Source organism: Acinetobacter johnsonii CIP 64.6 (genome assembly GCF_000368045.1).
GTDB lineage: Bacteria > Pseudomonadota > Gammaproteobacteria > Pseudomonadales > Moraxellaceae > Acinetobacter > Acinetobacter johnsonii.
Window position 1 is genome coordinate 244,854 of sequence record NZ_KB849234.1, and the last position, 16,999, is coordinate 261,852.

Genomic DNA, 16,999 nt, shown 5'->3' on the forward strand with positions numbered 1-16,999 from the left:
ATGGGTCGTTAGCTCAGCTGGTAGAGCAGCGGACTTTTAATCCGTTGGTCCCGCGTTCGAATCGCGGACGACCCACCATCTTTCTTGTAAAATCTAATTTTACAAACCTGCTCAGGTTCGAATGCTTTAAAAATTTCTTTTTTAAACTTTCAGCGAATACTCTTTCGCACACCTTGCTCAGGGTCGTTAGCTCAGCTGGTAGAGCAGCGGACTTTTAATCCGTTGGTCCCGCGTTCGAATCGCGGACGACCCACCATTTATTTAAATCCTCTTTAATTGCATTGATATGACATTTATTTAGCGACACGCTATTTAAGTCATAAAATTCGCACGCTGTTCATTTCTTCACTATTTTTATTCTTCAGTCTTATTCTGTTGCTTTGCCCAGTGCTATTTTAACTATGAATTAGGCTCACGCTTTAATGTATACGCACGCTCTAATTTCGGAAAACCTCGTGCATACAATTTTTGGTTAGTGGCATCTAGATTATTACTTTTATCCAAATCCATTTGCAGCGTTTGCGAATCCACCACGCGATAATAAAAATTAATCCCCTCTTTACGATGTACGATCAACTCTGTTCGCTCTTTATTCATGGTCCATGTATCACGGCGATAACTTAAGTTTGAAAAGCCAGGGCGTTGTTTTTCTGAAAAGACCTTACCCAAACGTACAATGCTGCGATGCACCGTACCATCAGGTAAAAAATTGAGAATAAAATCAGCCTTCCCCGTTTCACAAGGGAAAAAATAACCATCACATTGAATTTGTGTGCGATAACGCCCAATGAACTGCTGTTCACGAATATCAAGCGTACGAGGTGCATACTCCGAATCATCTTGCATGGTGGCCCGCCCTGCCACCTCAGTCAGCTTCTTCCCCGACTCAGCCGTAACAGCAGCATCCTCTACCGTGCTATTTTCATGTTGTTGTGACGCCTCCGACAGCCCACCATCACAGCCAGCTAACGATACACCAATTAGCGCCACCGCTCCTTGCAGTAATACGCCAATCAAACCCTGATGTTTTCGTTTCAACTTCATTCCACACTCACTTCCTGCACGTGATTAATCTCCATAACCATCACGAATATTCCATCCTGACCCCTGGTGTTTTCTCGGATTCAAATGACTTGCTGACTTTAAGCAGCTAGCTCAACGCCAAATAGAGCACATTTTAGTCCTGATCAAAACCCTAGCTTTTATCTCTTTACATAACTTTACTTTTTAATTAGCTCCGTCACCTTTAAAAACTTAATTCCATCTCCATTTTTAAATTATGAGTGCATAAAGCCACTCAGATTTTAAATTTTAAGGAGACCTAGATGGCCAATGTTGGTTTATATCGCTCAAACCGCTCAAACATGATTGCTGGTGTGATGGGTGGTATTGCTGAACGTTTTGGTTGGAACGCAAATTTACTTCGTATTGTTTTCATCACCATTTCACTGTTAAGTGCAGCATTCCCTGGAATTTTGGTTTACCTAATTCTTTGGTTGGTGATGCCGAAACAAAAAGACCAAATCGAGCATTCTCCACAGGCTCGATCTGGTTATAGCAATACGATGCGTACCGTTAATCCAGATCATCGCAACCCATAAGCGCGCATCTTTCGTCTCAAAAAAGTTTCTTTTTATGCTACGACAACTTCCCCCAAAGTGTCGTAGCTTTTTTTTGCCTACGACACTCACATGACTTAGCGATGTTGTAGCAGACGATACAACGCTGCAATCATATCAGCACGGCTAATGATGCCGACCAAAGCCTTGTTTTCAACCACAGGAATATAGTTAAAAGAACGTTCAACAAAGTACGGGATCAAATCTTGTAGTTCTTGATCCGGCTGTACCGTGACCACCTGACGTTTCATAATGTGCTTGACTTGATCTTGCCAAGAGGTACGCAAATCCGTTGCCTTTTGGAACCATTCCACCACTTCATATAAAGCTAAGGTACCGCATATCTGTTCCGCTCGATTTAACACAGGTAAACTCATCAGATTGACCTGTTTAAATTTTTCCACAGCGACTTGAATGTCTTCATCTTCATATAAACACAGGACATCTTTACTCATAATGTCCCGACAACGCAGGTCTATGTGAAAGCGAGTATCGGCCTGCGCTTGAGCTTTTAAAATCAATTTTTGTAAATCATATTCACTGATGTCAAGCAACTGTGTTTCTTGGGCTAAAACTTGATGAATATCTTCAGGTTGAATTGTGACCTTCTGGGTGGGGGTCGGGTCGGTGCTACGCGTATTGACTTGCGCCACGGTTGGGTATTGTTTTCCAAGCAATCGATTGAACACTATCGCAATCACAAGGAGCAGGATCGAGTTAAGTAGAACAGGATAAAACACAAATTGATACCCTAACTCGTGTACCGTATCTCCTCCCAGTACCGCTGTAATTGCCACTGCACCACTTGGTGGATGCAAAGAATCTGTCGTCATCATCAAAATAATCGACAAAGCCACAGCAACACTAAATGCTTCTGTTAAGTTGGAAATATAGAGTGCACAGGTCACCCCAATCACAGCTGCAATCGTATTCCCAATCACAATATTCCATGGCTGAGCCAAAGGACTAGCTGGTACGGCAAAAAGCAACACCGAGGACGCACCCATCGGGGCGATATACCATGCATTGATCCCACCCAAAAGCCACCAACTTATGAGTGAAGACAGTGCTAATCCCAACAATGCACCCAAACCACAGAGCATTCTTTCCTTTAGCGGTAACACTTTAAAATTCGGTTTTAAGGTATTTAACCATTCAAGTTGCATATGAAACACAGCCGCCCTTCTACTTTTGCGCACTTAACCAGTGCAAAATTATACGCGGTCTCACCAATAAGATGCATCTATTTTACATCTTAGAGATATCAATTTTGTTATTTCAATTGTTATCAGCAAAGTCTATATTTAGCGCAAGAGTTTCATTTTTATAAGAAGAAAGGTACACGTCTTGGGAAAATTCAAATATGAAGATCACCTTGAAACTTTAGGTTTATGTGAATGCTTAATTGCCCTGATTCAATTTGAAGTGAAACAAGGCAACAAAATCTCTGGTTACGATACTCATGCAAAATGGCCTAAAGAAGAGAGCCATTTGATTTATCTAAAACAATCTCTGCATTTAAAAAATCTTAATTTTCCCCAACACCCAAATGTTCAAGCACAGGTTAATCGAGATATGCATTCTAATTGGCATACAGATGCTTACTGCACCGTACATCATCACCTTATTATTGGATAATTTCTGAAAAGTATAGAAAATGACTGAAAAACTTGAAATCTGTGACTGCTTAAATGAATTATTAACACTTGAATTGTCACTTGGAAATTCAGTTTCCCACTTTGACAATCATGCCAAATGGCCTTATCCCGAGACCCATTTTGTTATGTTAGCCCATGATCTTCATACTCATTTAGAAACATTGAGATACTCAAAAAATATTTCCCACCAAATATGCAAAGATATTCATTATGGTTGGCATGATGAATGTTTATGCGAAATTCATTATGACTTACTGTGTGCAGGTCGTACTAAACCATTTTAGCGAATATAAAATTAAGTGCTGAAAAATAAATAGAGCCTTTGCCACTCCTCTGCAAAATCCTTATACTTAGAACCAATTTTTTCTTATATTTATAATGGATGCTGCATGAGTCGCGCCATATCGCATATTGATACATTCCAAGGCTTAATTCTTGCCTTACAAAACTACTGGGCTGAACAAGGTTGTGTCATTTTACAACCTTACGATATGGAAATGGGTGCAGGGACATTCCACACTGCAACATTCTTACGCGCACTTGGGCCTGAAACTTGGAACGCCGCATACGTTCAACCCTCACGTCGTCCTAAAGACGGTCGTTATGGTGAAAACCCAAACCGTTTGCAACACTATTACCAATTCCAAGTGGTACTGAAACCAAACCCAGATAATATTCAACAACTTTACCTAGATTCGTTAAAAGCTATTGGTATCGACACCCTTACTCACGACATTCGTTTCGTAGAAGACAACTGGGAATCTCCAACACTCGGCGCTTGGGGCTTAGGTTGGGAAGTTTGGTTAAACGGTATGGAAGTGACTCAGTTTACGTACTTCCAACAAGTCGGTGGTGTTGAATGCTACCCTGTAACAGGTGAAATCACTTACGGTCTTGAACGTTTGGCAATGTACCTACAAGGTGTCGATTCAGTTTACGATCTTGTTTGGACCAAAGGTCAATTTGGTACAGTCACTTATGGTGATGTATTCCATCAAAACGAAGTTGAGCAATCAACGTATAACTTCGAATACGCACCAGTCGACAAAATGTTTGAACTCTTTGACTTCTATGAAGCCGAAGCATCTCGTTTAATTGAAGCAGAATTACCACTCCCTGCCTATGAACAAGTCATTAAAGCATCTCATTGCTTTAACTTACTCGATGCACGTGGTGCAATTTCGGTGACTGAGCGTCAACGCTATATTTTACGTGTACGTACTTTAGCTCGTTCAATTGCGCAAAGTTATGTGGCGGCTCGTGCCAAACTTGGTTTCCCAATGGCAGAACCACATTTACGTGATGAAGTTTTAGCTCAATTGAAAGCTCAGGTTGAAGCCGAAGCGGCTCAAGCAGAAAAATCAGCGGAGAACAAATAATGTCTAAACATACAGTTTTATTTGAACTTGGCTGTGAAGAACTTCCACCAAAAAGCTTAAAAACTTTACGTGATGCATTGCAAGCTGAAACAGAAAAAGGCTTAAAAGATGCAGGTTTAGCTTTTGACTCTATCGAAGCCTATGCAGCGCCTCGTCGTTTGGCATTGAAAATTATCAATGTCGATGGTGCGCAAGCAGATACTCAAAAACGTTTTGATGGCCCTGCTGTACAAGCTGCTTATGATGCTGAAGGTAAGCCAACCAAAGCACTTGAAGGCTTTATGCGTGGTCAAGGCATTACTGCTGATCAAGTTTCAACTTTCCAAGCAGGTAAAATTGAAAAAGTTTGCTATCTAAAAGATGTCAAAGGTCAAAGCCTTGATGTTTTACTGCCACAAATTTTACAAACCGCTTTAGATAACCTTCCAATTGCAAAACGTATGCGTTCTGCGGCAAGCCGTACCGAATTCGTTCGTCCTGTAAAATGGGTTGTATTGTTAAAAGATAATGATGTTGTTGATGCAACTATTCAGGATCACAAAGCAGGCAATGTGACTTATGGTCATCGTTTCCATGCACCTGAAGCGATTACTTTAGCCAATGCAGATGCTTACTTAGATGCGCTTCGTGCTGCAAAAGTTGTCGCTAATTTTGAAGAACGCCAAGCGATCATTGACCAACAAGTTAAAGCACTTGCAGATGAAGTGAATACGATTGCGATCGTTCCTGCTGATTTACGTGATGAAGTAACTGCATTGGTTGAATGGCCAGTTGCGCTTCGTGCCAGCTTTGAAGAACGCTTCCTTGCTGTGCCTCAAGAAGCATTGATCACTACCATGCAAGACAACCAAAAGTATTTCTGTTTGGTAAATAGCGATAACAAACTACAGCCTTATTTCATTACTGTTTCAAATATTGAGTCGAAAGATCCGACTCAAATCATTGAAGGGAATGAGAAAGTTGTACGCCCTCGTTTGTCTGATGCTGAATTCTTCTTCTTACAAGATCAAAAGCAACCGCTTGCATCTCGTAAAGAAAAATTAGCCAATATGGTTTTCCAAGCACAGTTAGGTACGCTTTGGAATAAATCTGAACGTATTGCTAAATTGGCTGTGGCTTTATCTGCAATCACGGGTGCAAATCCTGCGGATGCTGAAAAAGCAGCACTTCTTGCAAAGTGTGATTTAACCTCTGAATTGGTCGGTGAATTCCCTGAACTTCAAGGGATTGCGGGCACTTACTATGCACGTATTGAAGGCGAAAATGATGAAGTTGCGGAAGCTTTAGGTGAGCAATATTTACCTAAGTTTGCTGGCGATGTTCTACCGAAAACCAAAACGGGTACGACGATTGCCCTTGCTGATCGTTTAGATACGTTGACTGGTATTTTCGGTATTGGTCAAGCGCCTACAGGTTCTAAAGACCCGTTTGCTTTACGTCGTTCTGCGATTGGTATTTTGCGTTTAGTGACTGAAAATAATCTTGATGTTTCAATTGAAGAGTTGATCAAGCTTGCTTTGGCTGCTTATGGCGATGTATTGAAAGACCACAACAAGACTTTGGCGGATGCTGTTGCATTCCTTGAAGGTCGTTATCGTGCGAAGTATGAAGACCAAGGCGTTGCAGTTGATGTGATTCAAGCGGTTCAAGCGCTTTCACCAAAATCACCTCTTGATTTTGATAAGCGTGTGACTGCGGTGAATCATTTCCGTAGCCTGCCCGAAGCTGCTGCTTTGGCTGCTGCGAATAAACGTGTTGCGAATATCTTGGCGAAAGAAGCTGCACCTACGGGTGAAATTGTCGAATCTAAATTGCTTGAAGATGCTGAAAAAGCACTTTATGCAGAGATTCAAAATATCTTGCCTGTGGTTCAACCGCTTTTAGCTGCAAAAGACTACACTTCTGCACTTTCTAAGTTAGCTGCGCTGCGTGCACCAATTGATGCGTTCTTTGATGGCGTCATGGTGATGGCAGATGATGCTGAATTGAAAGCGAACCGTTTACGTTTACTGGCTCAGTTACGTGATTTGTTTACAAGTGTTGCGGATATTTCAGTGTTGCAGCACTAAGCCTTAATTGGTTATGAATTAAAAAAACCTGCTAGAAATAGCGGGTTTTTTTATGATTCCTCCAAATAGAAACAGTTCGTGTCAGAACGTAAAATACTCCAAAAAGTGTGAAAATCGATTTTTGATTTTATGCCTAATTTAAATGTAGATGAGTTGCTATAATTTACATCAAGATGATTCAAAGGGTGTAAATGTCCATTACAGTTATCTTCATCATAATCAAATCTCAAATACCCATCTTCCTGAAAAAACATATGATTTAAAAGTTTTTTATATTTATACTCTAAAACATTATTTAGCTTTAACTCTTGAATTAAAACTTCATCTATTAAGGAACGAATATCATCCGACAGAAGATCCATCCCATTGTCAATCTCATATTTCACTTTATCGACGCATAACAAAAGAACATAAAAATCATTTATATCAACAATATCCCGATTATGATTAAACTCAATATCTACATCAAAATTAAACCTAAAAGGAAGAATAGCTGACATAATTTGTTTTTCTTTTATAACACTATATCTAAAAGTATCTTTAGATTTAATCAAAACAAAATTCGATTTTTCATTTAAAACAAACCCCACATCCTCATCCATCAACTCAACCATTAAATTTAGGGAAAGTTTCATTAAATCAATTTTATGCCTAATAGCGCTATCAAAAATTAAATCCAATTTAAATGAATCTATTGAGTAAAAAAATAATTCATTCATTTTAATATTTTTCTATAAAATCATTAATAAATCTTTCAACTTCATCAGGATTATATATATTTGAATCCTCATAAAATCCTTTCGTTAACTTATATATCTTATTTTTAATCGGTGCCTCTAAATCTGATTCCTTTAAATAATTTTTAATAAAGTCAGCTAAAGAATAATTGGAAACATCACTTTTCAAGTTAATAGTTAAACTTTCAGGTAAGGTTTCTTGTTGAACACTTACATGCATTTTTTTTGTTAAATTAATATTTTCAATATTTTTAGTAAATCTATAATTTAAATCTTGATCAATTGAACCGACCACAAAGTAAGTCTTCAAAAATGATCTAGTTAATGTCATATAAAGAGAATTTCTATATGAAGCATCGTTTCTTATCGAATTTGAAATACATATCACAAAAGGAAACTCTAGACCTTTCACATTATTGATATTACTTACAAATAATTGATTTTCAATGTTTTCCTTGCTTTTAATAGCATTATTCACATCCCATTCAATCAACTGGTCTAAATGAGCACAAAAATACTCTACATATTTATAAACGATTGGGTCTCTATCAATGAATACTATCCCGATATCAGATACTGTTACAGTACTATTATCTTGACAAATTGATTGAACTATCTGAACAATATAGTTAACTAGATTTTTATCATATATACTTTTATCTAAAGTAAGCATTTCAAAACTAACAATAGATTCTGATTCTAAATCCTCAAATCTCCTAGTTGGGTCTCTACTTAATTCATATTGTCTATTACTTTCCAATACATTATAGCCACAAGCTTTCCATTCATTCACACTCAAAGTCTTTATTGCTTTTTCTTCAAAAATTCCTAACCCCATCCCATGTGCAATCATTAATGTTCGTGGATCAGTTCTGTAACATTTTTTTAATAAAAAATTAGGTTCAACAGAATTCGAATCAATGTTATCAAAAATGTTCTGAAAAACGTCTCCAGCAATATACATTTGCTTTTTTGTTACCAATTCTATCAACTCTATAAAAGATTTAGGAAAATCTTGGCTTTCATCAATAAAGACATAATCAAAAATTTTATGATTATCATCTAGTACTTTTCCTCTTAACTCTTTTATAGCAACTTTACATACTTTATCAAAAGTATTTTCACGTGAAAATGTATAAAAATTTAAGTCATACTTCTCACAAATATATCTATACGCACCAGAAAGTGGATTCAAAGTAGAACCCCAAGCATGGACACATAGAAGCTTTTCCCAATCAATTTGAACATCAACTTTCATAAAGTTAAAAAAGGAAGGAATCCTATTTTTCAAAGAAGAAGATAAAATTTTATTATGACAAGTAAACAAAATCTTAGACTCACCATCTTTTAAATATATTTCTTTTAACTTATGTAAAAGCAACTCCGTTTTACCTGAGCCAGATAAACCTTGTATTCTAATTTTTTTTAAATCCGACTCAGAATCATAGATAAATCTTGTTTGATCACCATCAAATAATTGAATTTTATTTTTAACTTTATCTAAAAGATTATCAGGAGCCTTAATCAGTATATTCTCAATTTGATTAATACTTCCGATGATAAGAGAAATCAACAACTCAGTCTTCCTCTTATCATCCTGATCTTCTTGTTTTAAATTAATATAACAACCTAAATCATCTATAAAGTATTGTTCAGAAATATATTTCTTCCACTTCAACTGCCGACCAATATATTTATCATATTTAAATTTATCTGACAAAGTATTTAGATCCAAAAGAAATTGCTCCTTGTAATAATCTAAAGACTCTTCATCATCATCTAAACCTATAAATACTATCGAATAACCAGGTTGTAGAAAAACAAAGCCATTTGTATACTCATCGGGCTCTTCTTTTTCTTGATCATAAAAGTAAGTATATTCCTTTTCATTTAAAGGTGAAAATAACGCGTAGGCTTGGGAGCAATCTTTATCAATAAGAGAAACTAAAAAATCAATATGATGCTGGGCTAATCTTTCTTTTAATGATTCTTGTATATACAAATTATTTGGAATATCCATCTAAAAAAGTTCCCAAAAAGTTACACTTAAATTTTTTCATAATAATATACCACGACTACAGGAAACTCTAAACCCAACTGCTTATTAAATTATTTCTTCTACCTAAATGCTCTAGGCAATTTAACATCTAATCCCTATACTCAACCTAACAACTCGCAACAAGAACGAACCTTATGAAATTAAAAACTGTACTTTTCGCTACTTTTGCTGCCCTTTCTATTACAGCATGTACATCTCAACCAACGATTCCACAGTTGACAGCGGGTGTATTACAAGAAATCCAAGACATTGAAGTTTATCCGGACACAACCAATAACAAAGCAAAATTGACCAAGTTTGAAGACAAATGTGTCATCGAATTTACCGGCAACCTGAAAGCAGGCAAAGTCGTAGAACAGTGGGCGTTCCGTGACTACACCCTCATCACAGGTGGCTCAGCAACTTTTGCACTCGATGGTACAAGCACAGCAACCAAATTTGAATTACACGATGCAGAAGTACAGAAAAACTTCCTCGCACTACGTAATCACTTTGCAAAAGAAGCCTTAGCGCAATGTAACTAAGCAAATCGTCATCACTGGTGCAACATCAGTGATGACTTTCTCTCAAATGCCTTTCGCTTCGTGTCCTTTGCTTCAATACCAGTCTCCATATTCTTTACATTTAAAACAACGACTACGCATAAACTTACATAATTTTAATGAATTAACTGAACGACACAATTTTCAGTCTATTGTTCATACGCTGTTGCCGCATTGTGCGACTTTCATATCAAACGCTATATTTGGGCTCATTTCTGTTTATGATGACTGCTGTTCTGAACTCCTCATCGGGTTCTGTCATAAGAGGTAGAAAATCAAAGATGAAAGTTTTAACAAAGACACTCACCGCTTCCGCTTTAACCACTGCTCTTTTAGCCTCCACTTCCCTATTTGCAAATACCACGGCCAATACATCGGCCAATGTTCAAGTTCAAACCTCGCAGCCAAGCGTATTGCAAAACTTAAAACATGATGTCAAACATGCCGCGCATACTACAGGTGAAACGGTTGAACATGGTGTCGACAAAACCAAAGCATTCAGCAAAGAAAAATGGCAAGACACCAAAGAATTTTCAGCTGAAAAATCTGCTGCCGTAAAAGATAAGGCAGGTGACGCTAAACACTCTGTTGAGCATAACACCAAAAAAAGTGGTCACTATATAGCGGATAAAGCGAAACAAGGCCAACAAGCGACCAAACAAAAATGGCAGGAAACTAAGCAGGCTGTCAGTGGTCAACCCAAACGTGCTGACGTAAATGGGCAGGCTCAAGTGGAACTAGATACACCTGTTGCTAAAGCCAAAGTCGGTTCATCTGCGGATGCTGCCGTTGGCGCGAAGTAGAAGTTAAACTCCTCCAGAGTTGAAAGAGTCCACATGCTGGGCTCTTTTTTAGCTATATACGTTTGCACACTACGCTTGTTTACAACCAAGCACATGAAATTCACACAAAGAGGCTTTATGCTAAAACGCTGATTTATGCACGATAGCCCAAGAGGTACACTGCTCTATGAATATGATGAAAACAACCCTCTTATGCGCTCTTTTAATGACAACAGCAGGTGTATGGGCACAAACAGAAACCACCACTCAGCAAGCGCAAAAGCCAATTACGCCTTATGGTAAAAACCCCAACATCTTGCATGTCTGGGCTTATAAAACTCAAGAAGGTGTGATTAACACGGTGGAAAAAGTCGGTACTGCAACAGAAAAAGGCATCCAAAAAATTCGCCCTTCTGCACACCAAGCCTTGGACAGTGCAAAAACCATCACCAACAACACCGCAGAACAAGCTAAAGAAACAGGACAACAAGTCACCCAAAATGTGAATAAAAAACTGCATGAAACCAAGCAAGTGATTACTGGTCAAACAGATCAACCCGCTCCCATTTACCAAGGCAGCTTGAGTCAACCGTCATCAGCACCCGTAGATGCTCCTGCGGTTCAAGCGCCTTCAGTCTCATCTCCACAGCCTGTCGCACCCCAAACAGTAAATGAGCCCACGATTACCCAAGCACCTTCTTCCTTTACACCCGCCCAAGCAGAAGAAGAAATTAAAGTGACTAAGCTTTAATAGCAAAAAAGCCCGTCAGTTGATGGGCTTTTGACTAAAAAAACAAAAAAACTTTTGAATTTATTGAGCTTAGACTCTAGCATCGACCTATAAAAACCACATAATCATAAAAATTTTCATGAAAATAATCATTGGTATCATTATTGGAATATTTTTAGTACTTGTAGCGTTATTTACTTATTCTAAAATTCCTAAGCTACAGCACGCTGCAACGTTGAATCTTTTACAACAGCATCTAATATGGCCACAGTACAGTCATGAGGCTGAAGGGCGAAAGCTTCAATCTATTGAAATGATTGAGGATGAAGAATATAAATCGACTGAAGGGAATGAAGCCTCGCTGTATCAACTTAAAGATCATTGTAAGCTGACACTCGAAATTTATGGTGAATCATTCCAAAGCAAACGCAGTTTTTACTTTCATCAAAATAAAACTCTACGAGCATTTGAAACACATTGGACCTATCCCAATGGGGGATTTTATGCTGAAGAGGGAAAGGCACAAGCGTTTGCACGCCAACAAAGTTATTTTATGCTCATGAATCCTAAAAATAGCGACACACAGCGTGCGTTAATTCACCTGCAACAATATTTCGATCCTAAATTTATTAAAAATTGTTAAATTTCTAATCTTTAGAAAACACGATTAAAGCTGAACTTAAAAAGAGCAACAATTAAAAAGCCCATCATCTGACGGGCTTTTTAGTTGTAATCATTTGCTTTAATTCACTCGACGGATTGGCTGCCCAGCTTGAAAAGCTTGAGCATTTTCCACTAACTGCTGCACCATGCGTTGACGTGCGTCGACACTGCCCCACGCACTGTGCGGCGTAATGATTAAATTCGGCAGACGAGCCTCCAATAAAACATTACCCTCTTTAGGTGGCTCAACGGTCAATACATCAGTTGCTGCACCCGCAATTTCACCCTGTTTTAACGCGTCTGCCAAAGCTGCTTCATTGACAATTCCACCCCGTGCACAATTAATTAAAAAGGCACTTTTTTTCATTTTTGCAAAAGCTTGAGCATCAATCAGGTCACGTGTGTCATCGGTTAATGGACAATGCAGACTGACAAAATCTGATTGCGCCAGCAAGTCGTCAAAGCCCACTCGTGTTGAGTCAGCATGTGGACGGTTCGGCAAATTTCCCACTAAAACTCGCATGCCAAATGCTTCAGCGAGTTTAGCCACCGCCTGTCCCAATTCTCCATACCCTAAAATGCCCAAGGTCTTACCGGAAAGTTCAATAATTGGGTAGTCCAGTAGACAAAACTGCGAAGCTTTATTCCATTCGCCCCGCTGCACCGCGCGGTCATATTGCAAGCAGGAGGTTGCAAGGTTAAGCATCAACATTAAAGTATGCTGTGCCACCGCTGCCGTACCATAACCCTGACAATTACACACCACAACACCTTGTGCTTTGGCTTGCTGCAAATCGATGTTATTGGTGCCAGTGGCAGAGATTAAAATCAACTTTAACTGAGAGCATTGTTTTAGGGTATCGGCATCCACCATTACTTTATTGCTAATAATCACATCTGCATCTTGCACACGCGCAACAAGCGTCTCAGCATCGGTACTTGGGTAAAGGATCAGTTCATCAAAAACAGCATGCAGTGCTTGAAAGTCCAAATCATTTTTATCTAAGGATGCATAATCTAAAAATACGGCTTTCATTGCTCACGTCCAGTTGTTCTGCATAATGATAGAGCGCTTATTTAAACTAACTCAGCCCCTTTTTTCAACGTAAACACTGTCTTCACCACTTAAAAATAGCCGCAACACACAGAAAAAAGCCCACTATTTAACGGGCTTATTACGATGAATACGAATAGAAATACTGATCTGTTTAATCACATAAAACGTCAGGATCAGTAAGAGAATCAGGCCACCACCAAATGTCAGATAAGCTGGGTCTAAACTTTGTGCCAGTACGCTTTGTGAGGTTGAAATAAACAGTAATGTTATAAATACAGCCGACCAATGTCTTTGCATTGCTTCCACCCTATTTGATCTTTATCCGTATTATTTAAAAGATAAACAATACTTTCATATTAAACCAAATAGGGCGCAAAACAAGTGCTTGGCTTTAGACCAAAGCCCTATATGAATAAATCACATGAACACATCTGACTCAGCATCGCTTGACACCAAAAACTGCGCTGTTTCTGGAATATCTTCGACCAAATCAAAGCCACCATATTCATCACAGCTAAAGTTAAACTGCTTATAGCTAATCAGATAATAATCACTGTATTTTTTCATTAACAATGGATGCATTCCAGCGCCCAATTCGGCTTGTTCATGCACCAATTTCATAATCTGACGGTCATTCATGACGATGGTATAGCGCATATCGTTATAGTAAATGTGGACTAGTCCATTGCCCTTGGCAAAAATCGGCAGCAGAAACTTATGATTCAGCGCAATGGCATCTGGTGCATAGCTTTCAATCTTTTGACTGATCATATTGAACACTAAACCATGTCCAAAACTATCCATTAACTGACAGCTATTTTCTTGCGGCAAGTTGACCTGAATGCCCAGTTTCAACAGATCGGTCTGGCTCACTTGTCGATTGCTGAGTAACTCGCGGATAATGCTTTGTTTGAGTTTGCTATCAAAAAATTGACCGTCTAACTCAAGCTCATTATTTTTCAGAATTCGCCCCAAAGAAAAGCGATGACGCGGCAACAAGTTTTCGATCACTTTACGGTAGTAAAACTTGCTGTTCTTTTTCACTTCACGAATTTTTTTATAAAAATACGGCGCATCAAACTCATGACGTAAAAAATCGTGCAACAAATCTGAACTGGCTAAAACCGCAATCGCATCATGCCCTGTAAAAGGTAAGTTAAGGGTATTCAGATTCGGCACGACCGTTTGTAATTTTTCATAATGCGCACGGTCTTCAGGGCAGTAAGGGTCATAAATAACAATGTATTCACACTCTGCCGAGACATCTTTCGGCTGAACCTGCATGTCATGGTTCAGCTCAGGCTGATAGAACATGTTATAGCGGTTATCCGTCACCTGTTCTGGGTCAATCGAATACTGCGGCACCAAGGCCACTACGCGCTTAAAACCAAGCAGTTTAGAGTATTTAATCGCAGCATAACCACCCATTGACCCTGCATAGGCAATACGGGTTTGAAAGGGGGCAATCCAAGCGCGAATTGCCTCTAACATCGCCAACATCGAAGACTCAGGAAACCATGACTTATGTTTTGGCATAATGCCAACCACATTAAAGCCAAACTTCGCCAGCGACTTTTCTGCATTGATCGACGTTCCCTTGGCACGGGTAATCAGGTCTCCAAAAGAGAAAATAAGTTCGTCCGATGAACCCTGTAAAAAAATGACACGAATCTGTTCATCTTCAAAAATAATTTGTTTCGCCATGTCCATGCTGAGAGATTTCATTCCTATAAAGTGAGGTCATGTTCGTTCCATACAGCATAAGCGATTTCATCGAACCAAATGTGTTATTTTATAGATGCAGAGCAGATAAAAAAGCGCAAAATATGACACAATTACTCCATCCTGCAGCACAACACGGGTTTAGCGCAGCTGCTGAACTTTATCAACAAGTGCGTCCAAGTTATCCACAAGAGATCCATGCATGGCTCACCGAGCAGTTGCATTTAAACACAAATTCACGTGTGATTGATCTTGCCTCGGGCACAGGTAAGTTTCTGCCTTATCTGATTCCACATAGTGGACAGCTCACTGCCATCGAACCTGTTACCGAAATGTTGGCTCAACTCAAACTAGCCTATCCACAGGTGGAAACATTACAAGCCTTTAGTGACCATATTCCCCTGCCTTCGCAAAGTATCGATGCAGTTTTATCTGCGCAGGCCTTCCACTGGTTTGCCAACATGGACAGTTTAAAAGAAATCCATCGTGTCCTAAAACCGCAAGGGCATTTGGGTTTGGTCTGGAACCAACGCGACACTCAAGTTGACTGGGTCAATGCACTCGCAGAACGGCTCGCGCCTTTAGAAGGAGATACCCCGCGTTATCATAGTGGGATATGGCAAAAAGTCTTTGAACATCAACACTTATTTCAGCTCAAAAGCCTGCATCAGTTTGCACAGCAGCAAACAGGTACAGTAGAACAAGTGGTCTCAAAACGCCTCCTTTCGACCAGCTTTATTGCCGCAATGCCACTCGAACAACAGCAGGATTTAAAACATCAGTTTGAACAAATTGTGCAGCAGTACACGGGCAAACAGCCACAAGACGAAATCAGTTTTCCTTACATCACCTATGCCTATCACTTTCAAAAAATAGCAGAATAATAGGACACCGATATGAACCCACATACTCTTTCATTGAAACAGGTTTTACTGCCGCTTCTTTTAGGTGGCAGCTTAATCCTCACAGGCTGTAATAAAGCCAATGAATCTGCTGAGCAAGATACCCTTTCGAACGATGATAAAATTCTGCAAGAACTCAGCTCTGAACCCGTCAAAAGTTTTGCTAAAACAGCCAATGATCCACACGATATTGCGCTCTTAGTCGACTATGACCAGCGCTTTAGTAGCATGAGTGATGAAATGGAAGATGAACTCATGAAAATGCGTGAGGCAGGCACGCTCACGGATGAGTTTGCAAAAACACGTCAACAAGACAATATTCAGTCTGCACTGAATATGCTGAAAGAGCTGGATTTAAAAACAGAACAAGGGCGCTACATTCAAACTCTGATGTACCAATATTGGGATAACCAAGCCAAAATCATCCAAGATAAAGCCGCAGCACCACATGATAACGTGAAAGGCCTCGGTGAGCTCATTCATGCCCAAGAACAGCTTGAACACTGGCAGTCGCAGTACCCTAAAGCTCAAGATACGATGTCGACAGGCTACTAACTCAATCTCGGACAAAGAAAAGGGATCCGATGATCCCTTTTACTTAAATCTTTTCTAATTATGGGCGTTCAGCATATTGTGGTAATGCATCACAAATGTTGTCCCACTCAGCTTGAGACGCTACAAAAATATGCTGCGTCGGCTTTTGCAGTAACGGGGTATCTAAAGTGCCAATACGCAAACGGTAAAACTCAGGTGTTTCAGCTTTAATACTGATCAAAGGTGAACCACAGTTGCCACAGAAACAACGCTCTGTGCCTGCACTCGATGCATATTTTTTTACGACGTCCTGACCAGAGGTCAGTTTAAAATCCGCCTTAGCAATCGGTGCATTGGTTGCATAGGCCGTTCCATTGGCCTTTCGACATTTTTGACAATGGCATTGAATAATATCGCCAATCGGCCCATCAATTTGATAAGTCACTGCACCGCATAGGCAACTGCCCACATACTGCTGAAGATCCGACATCATGACGCTCCTTGAATTTTTTATTCAAATTAGCACAGCTGATTTTCAGTTGCATC

At 39.3% G+C, this 16,999-nt stretch carries 18 protein-coding genes and 2 tRNA genes; 12 read left to right on the forward strand and 8 right to left on the reverse strand.

What is annotated here, in order from left to right; genetic code table 11:
- The first annotated feature begins 2 nt into the window (after window positions 1–2).
- Both F986_RS04555 and F986_RS04560 read left to right on the forward strand, forming a co-directional pair.
- Window positions 3–78, forward strand: a tRNA-Lys gene (locus tag F986_RS04555).
- Between the two features lie 102 nt (window positions 79–180).
- A tRNA-Lys gene (locus F986_RS04560) sits at window positions 181–256 on the forward strand.
- A gap of 143 nt (window positions 257–399) precedes the next feature.
- Here F986_RS04560 and F986_RS04565 read toward each other — a convergent pair.
- Window positions 400–1,044, reverse strand: a complete 645-nt coding sequence (locus F986_RS04565; protein WP_004692581.1) for a hypothetical protein — start codon at window positions 1,042–1,044, stop codon at window positions 400–402.
- 281 nt (window positions 1,045–1,325) lie between these two features.
- Here F986_RS04565 and F986_RS04570 point away from each other — a divergent pair, with 281 nt between their 5' ends.
- Window positions 1,326–1,601, forward strand: coding sequence for a PspC domain-containing protein (locus F986_RS04570; RefSeq protein WP_004692583.1), 276 nt, complete (start codon window positions 1,326–1,328; stop codon window positions 1,599–1,601).
- Between the two features lie 95 nt (window positions 1,602–1,696).
- Here the strand turns inward: F986_RS04570 and F986_RS04575 are convergent, their stop codons facing one another.
- On the reverse strand, window positions 1,697–2,794 hold the full coding sequence (locus F986_RS04575; protein ID WP_026056502.1) for an HPP family protein: 1,098 nt from the start codon (window positions 2,792–2,794) through the stop codon (window positions 1,697–1,699).
- A 172-nt stretch (window positions 2,795–2,966) separates the two neighbouring features.
- Between F986_RS04575 and F986_RS04580 the strand changes: the two genes are divergently transcribed.
- The 3 genes from F986_RS04580 (at window position 2,967) to glyS (ending at window position 6,725) form a co-directional block, all read left to right on the forward strand.
- Window positions 2,967–3,257 (forward strand): hypothetical protein, encoded by a 291-nt coding sequence (locus tag F986_RS04580; RefSeq protein ID WP_004692588.1) that lies wholly within the window; start codon window positions 2,967–2,969, stop codon window positions 3,255–3,257.
- Window positions 3,258–3,666: 409 nt separating this feature from the next.
- Window positions 3,667–4,656, forward strand: coding sequence for a glycine--tRNA ligase subunit alpha (gene glyQ / locus F986_RS04590; protein ID WP_004692593.1), 990 nt, complete (start codon window positions 3,667–3,669; stop codon window positions 4,654–4,656).
- A complete protein-coding gene (glyS, locus tag F986_RS04595) occupies window positions 4,656–6,725 on the forward strand; it encodes a glycine--tRNA ligase subunit beta (RefSeq protein WP_004692594.1) in 2,070 nt (689 codons plus the stop codon). Before glyQ ends, glyS begins: the two co-directional genes overlap by 1 nt.
- A gap of 50 nt (window positions 6,726–6,775) precedes the next feature.
- On the opposite strand, the gene F986_RS04600 is transcribed toward glyS, so the two are convergent.
- Both F986_RS04600 and F986_RS04605 read right to left on the reverse strand, forming a co-directional pair.
- A complete protein-coding gene (locus F986_RS04600) occupies window positions 6,776–7,444 on the reverse strand; it encodes an STM2766 family helicase-associated protein (RefSeq protein ID WP_004692596.1) in 669 nt (222 codons plus the stop codon).
- A 1-nt stretch (window position 7,445) separates the two neighbouring features.
- Entirely contained in the window at window positions 7,446–9,482 is a 2,037-nt protein-coding gene (locus F986_RS04605) for an STM2767 family DEAD/DEAH box helicase (protein WP_004692598.1), read from the reverse strand.
- Window positions 9,483–9,655: 173 nt separating this feature from the next.
- Here F986_RS04605 and F986_RS04610 point away from each other — a divergent pair, with 173 nt between their 5' ends.
- From F986_RS04610 to F986_RS04625, 4 genes are all read left to right on the forward strand, one after another.
- Window positions 9,656–10,045: a hypothetical protein gene (locus F986_RS04610; RefSeq protein ID WP_004692600.1), complete on the forward strand. Its 390-nt coding sequence runs from the start codon at window positions 9,656–9,658 to the stop codon at window positions 10,043–10,045.
- Window positions 10,046–10,344: 299 nt separating this feature from the next.
- Window positions 10,345–10,866: a hypothetical protein gene (locus tag F986_RS04615; protein ID WP_004692601.1), complete on the forward strand. Its 522-nt coding sequence runs from the start codon at window positions 10,345–10,347 to the stop codon at window positions 10,864–10,866.
- Window positions 10,867–11,032: 166 nt separating this feature from the next.
- A complete protein-coding gene (locus tag F986_RS04620) occupies window positions 11,033–11,596 on the forward strand; it encodes a hypothetical protein (protein ID WP_004692603.1) in 564 nt (187 codons plus the stop codon).
- Window positions 11,597–11,714: 118 nt separating this feature from the next.
- A complete protein-coding gene (locus F986_RS04625) occupies window positions 11,715–12,218 on the forward strand; it encodes a hypothetical protein (RefSeq protein ID WP_004692604.1) in 504 nt (167 codons plus the stop codon).
- 99 nt (window positions 12,219–12,317) lie between these two features.
- Here F986_RS04625 and F986_RS04630 read toward each other — a convergent pair whose 3' ends face one another.
- The 3 genes from F986_RS04630 to F986_RS04640 all read right to left on the reverse strand — a co-directional run bounded on the left by F986_RS04630 (window position 12,318) and on the right by F986_RS04640 (window position 14,999).
- Complete coding sequence (locus tag F986_RS04630) at window positions 12,318–13,274, reverse strand: 2-hydroxyacid dehydrogenase (RefSeq protein ID WP_004692606.1); 957 nt, start codon at window positions 13,272–13,274, stop codon at window positions 12,318–12,320.
- Window positions 13,275–13,397: 123 nt separating this feature from the next.
- Window positions 13,398–13,592: a hypothetical protein gene (locus F986_RS04635; protein WP_004692607.1), complete on the reverse strand. Its 195-nt coding sequence runs from the start codon at window positions 13,590–13,592 to the stop codon at window positions 13,398–13,400.
- Between the two features lie 120 nt (window positions 13,593–13,712).
- The gene (locus F986_RS04640; protein ID WP_026056500.1) at window positions 13,713–14,999 is read right to left on the reverse strand and encodes a hypothetical protein; all 1,287 of its coding nucleotides are present in this window, start codon (window positions 14,997–14,999) and stop codon (window positions 13,713–13,715) included.
- Between the two features lie 122 nt (window positions 15,000–15,121).
- Here F986_RS04640 and F986_RS04645 point away from each other — a divergent pair, with 122 nt between their 5' ends.
- Window positions 15,122–15,901, forward strand: coding sequence for a class I SAM-dependent methyltransferase (locus F986_RS04645; protein WP_004692610.1), 780 nt, complete (start codon window positions 15,122–15,124; stop codon window positions 15,899–15,901).
- Between the two features lie 12 nt (window positions 15,902–15,913).
- Window positions 15,914–16,474, forward strand: coding sequence for a hypothetical protein (locus F986_RS04650; protein WP_004692614.1), 561 nt, complete (start codon window positions 15,914–15,916; stop codon window positions 16,472–16,474).
- A gap of 58 nt (window positions 16,475–16,532) precedes the next feature.
- Here the strand turns inward: F986_RS04650 and F986_RS04655 are convergent, their stop codons facing one another.
- Window positions 16,533–16,943: a GFA family protein gene (locus tag F986_RS04655; RefSeq protein ID WP_004692615.1), complete on the reverse strand. Its 411-nt coding sequence runs from the start codon at window positions 16,941–16,943 to the stop codon at window positions 16,533–16,535.
- Window positions 16,944–16,999: the final 56 nt, after the last annotated feature.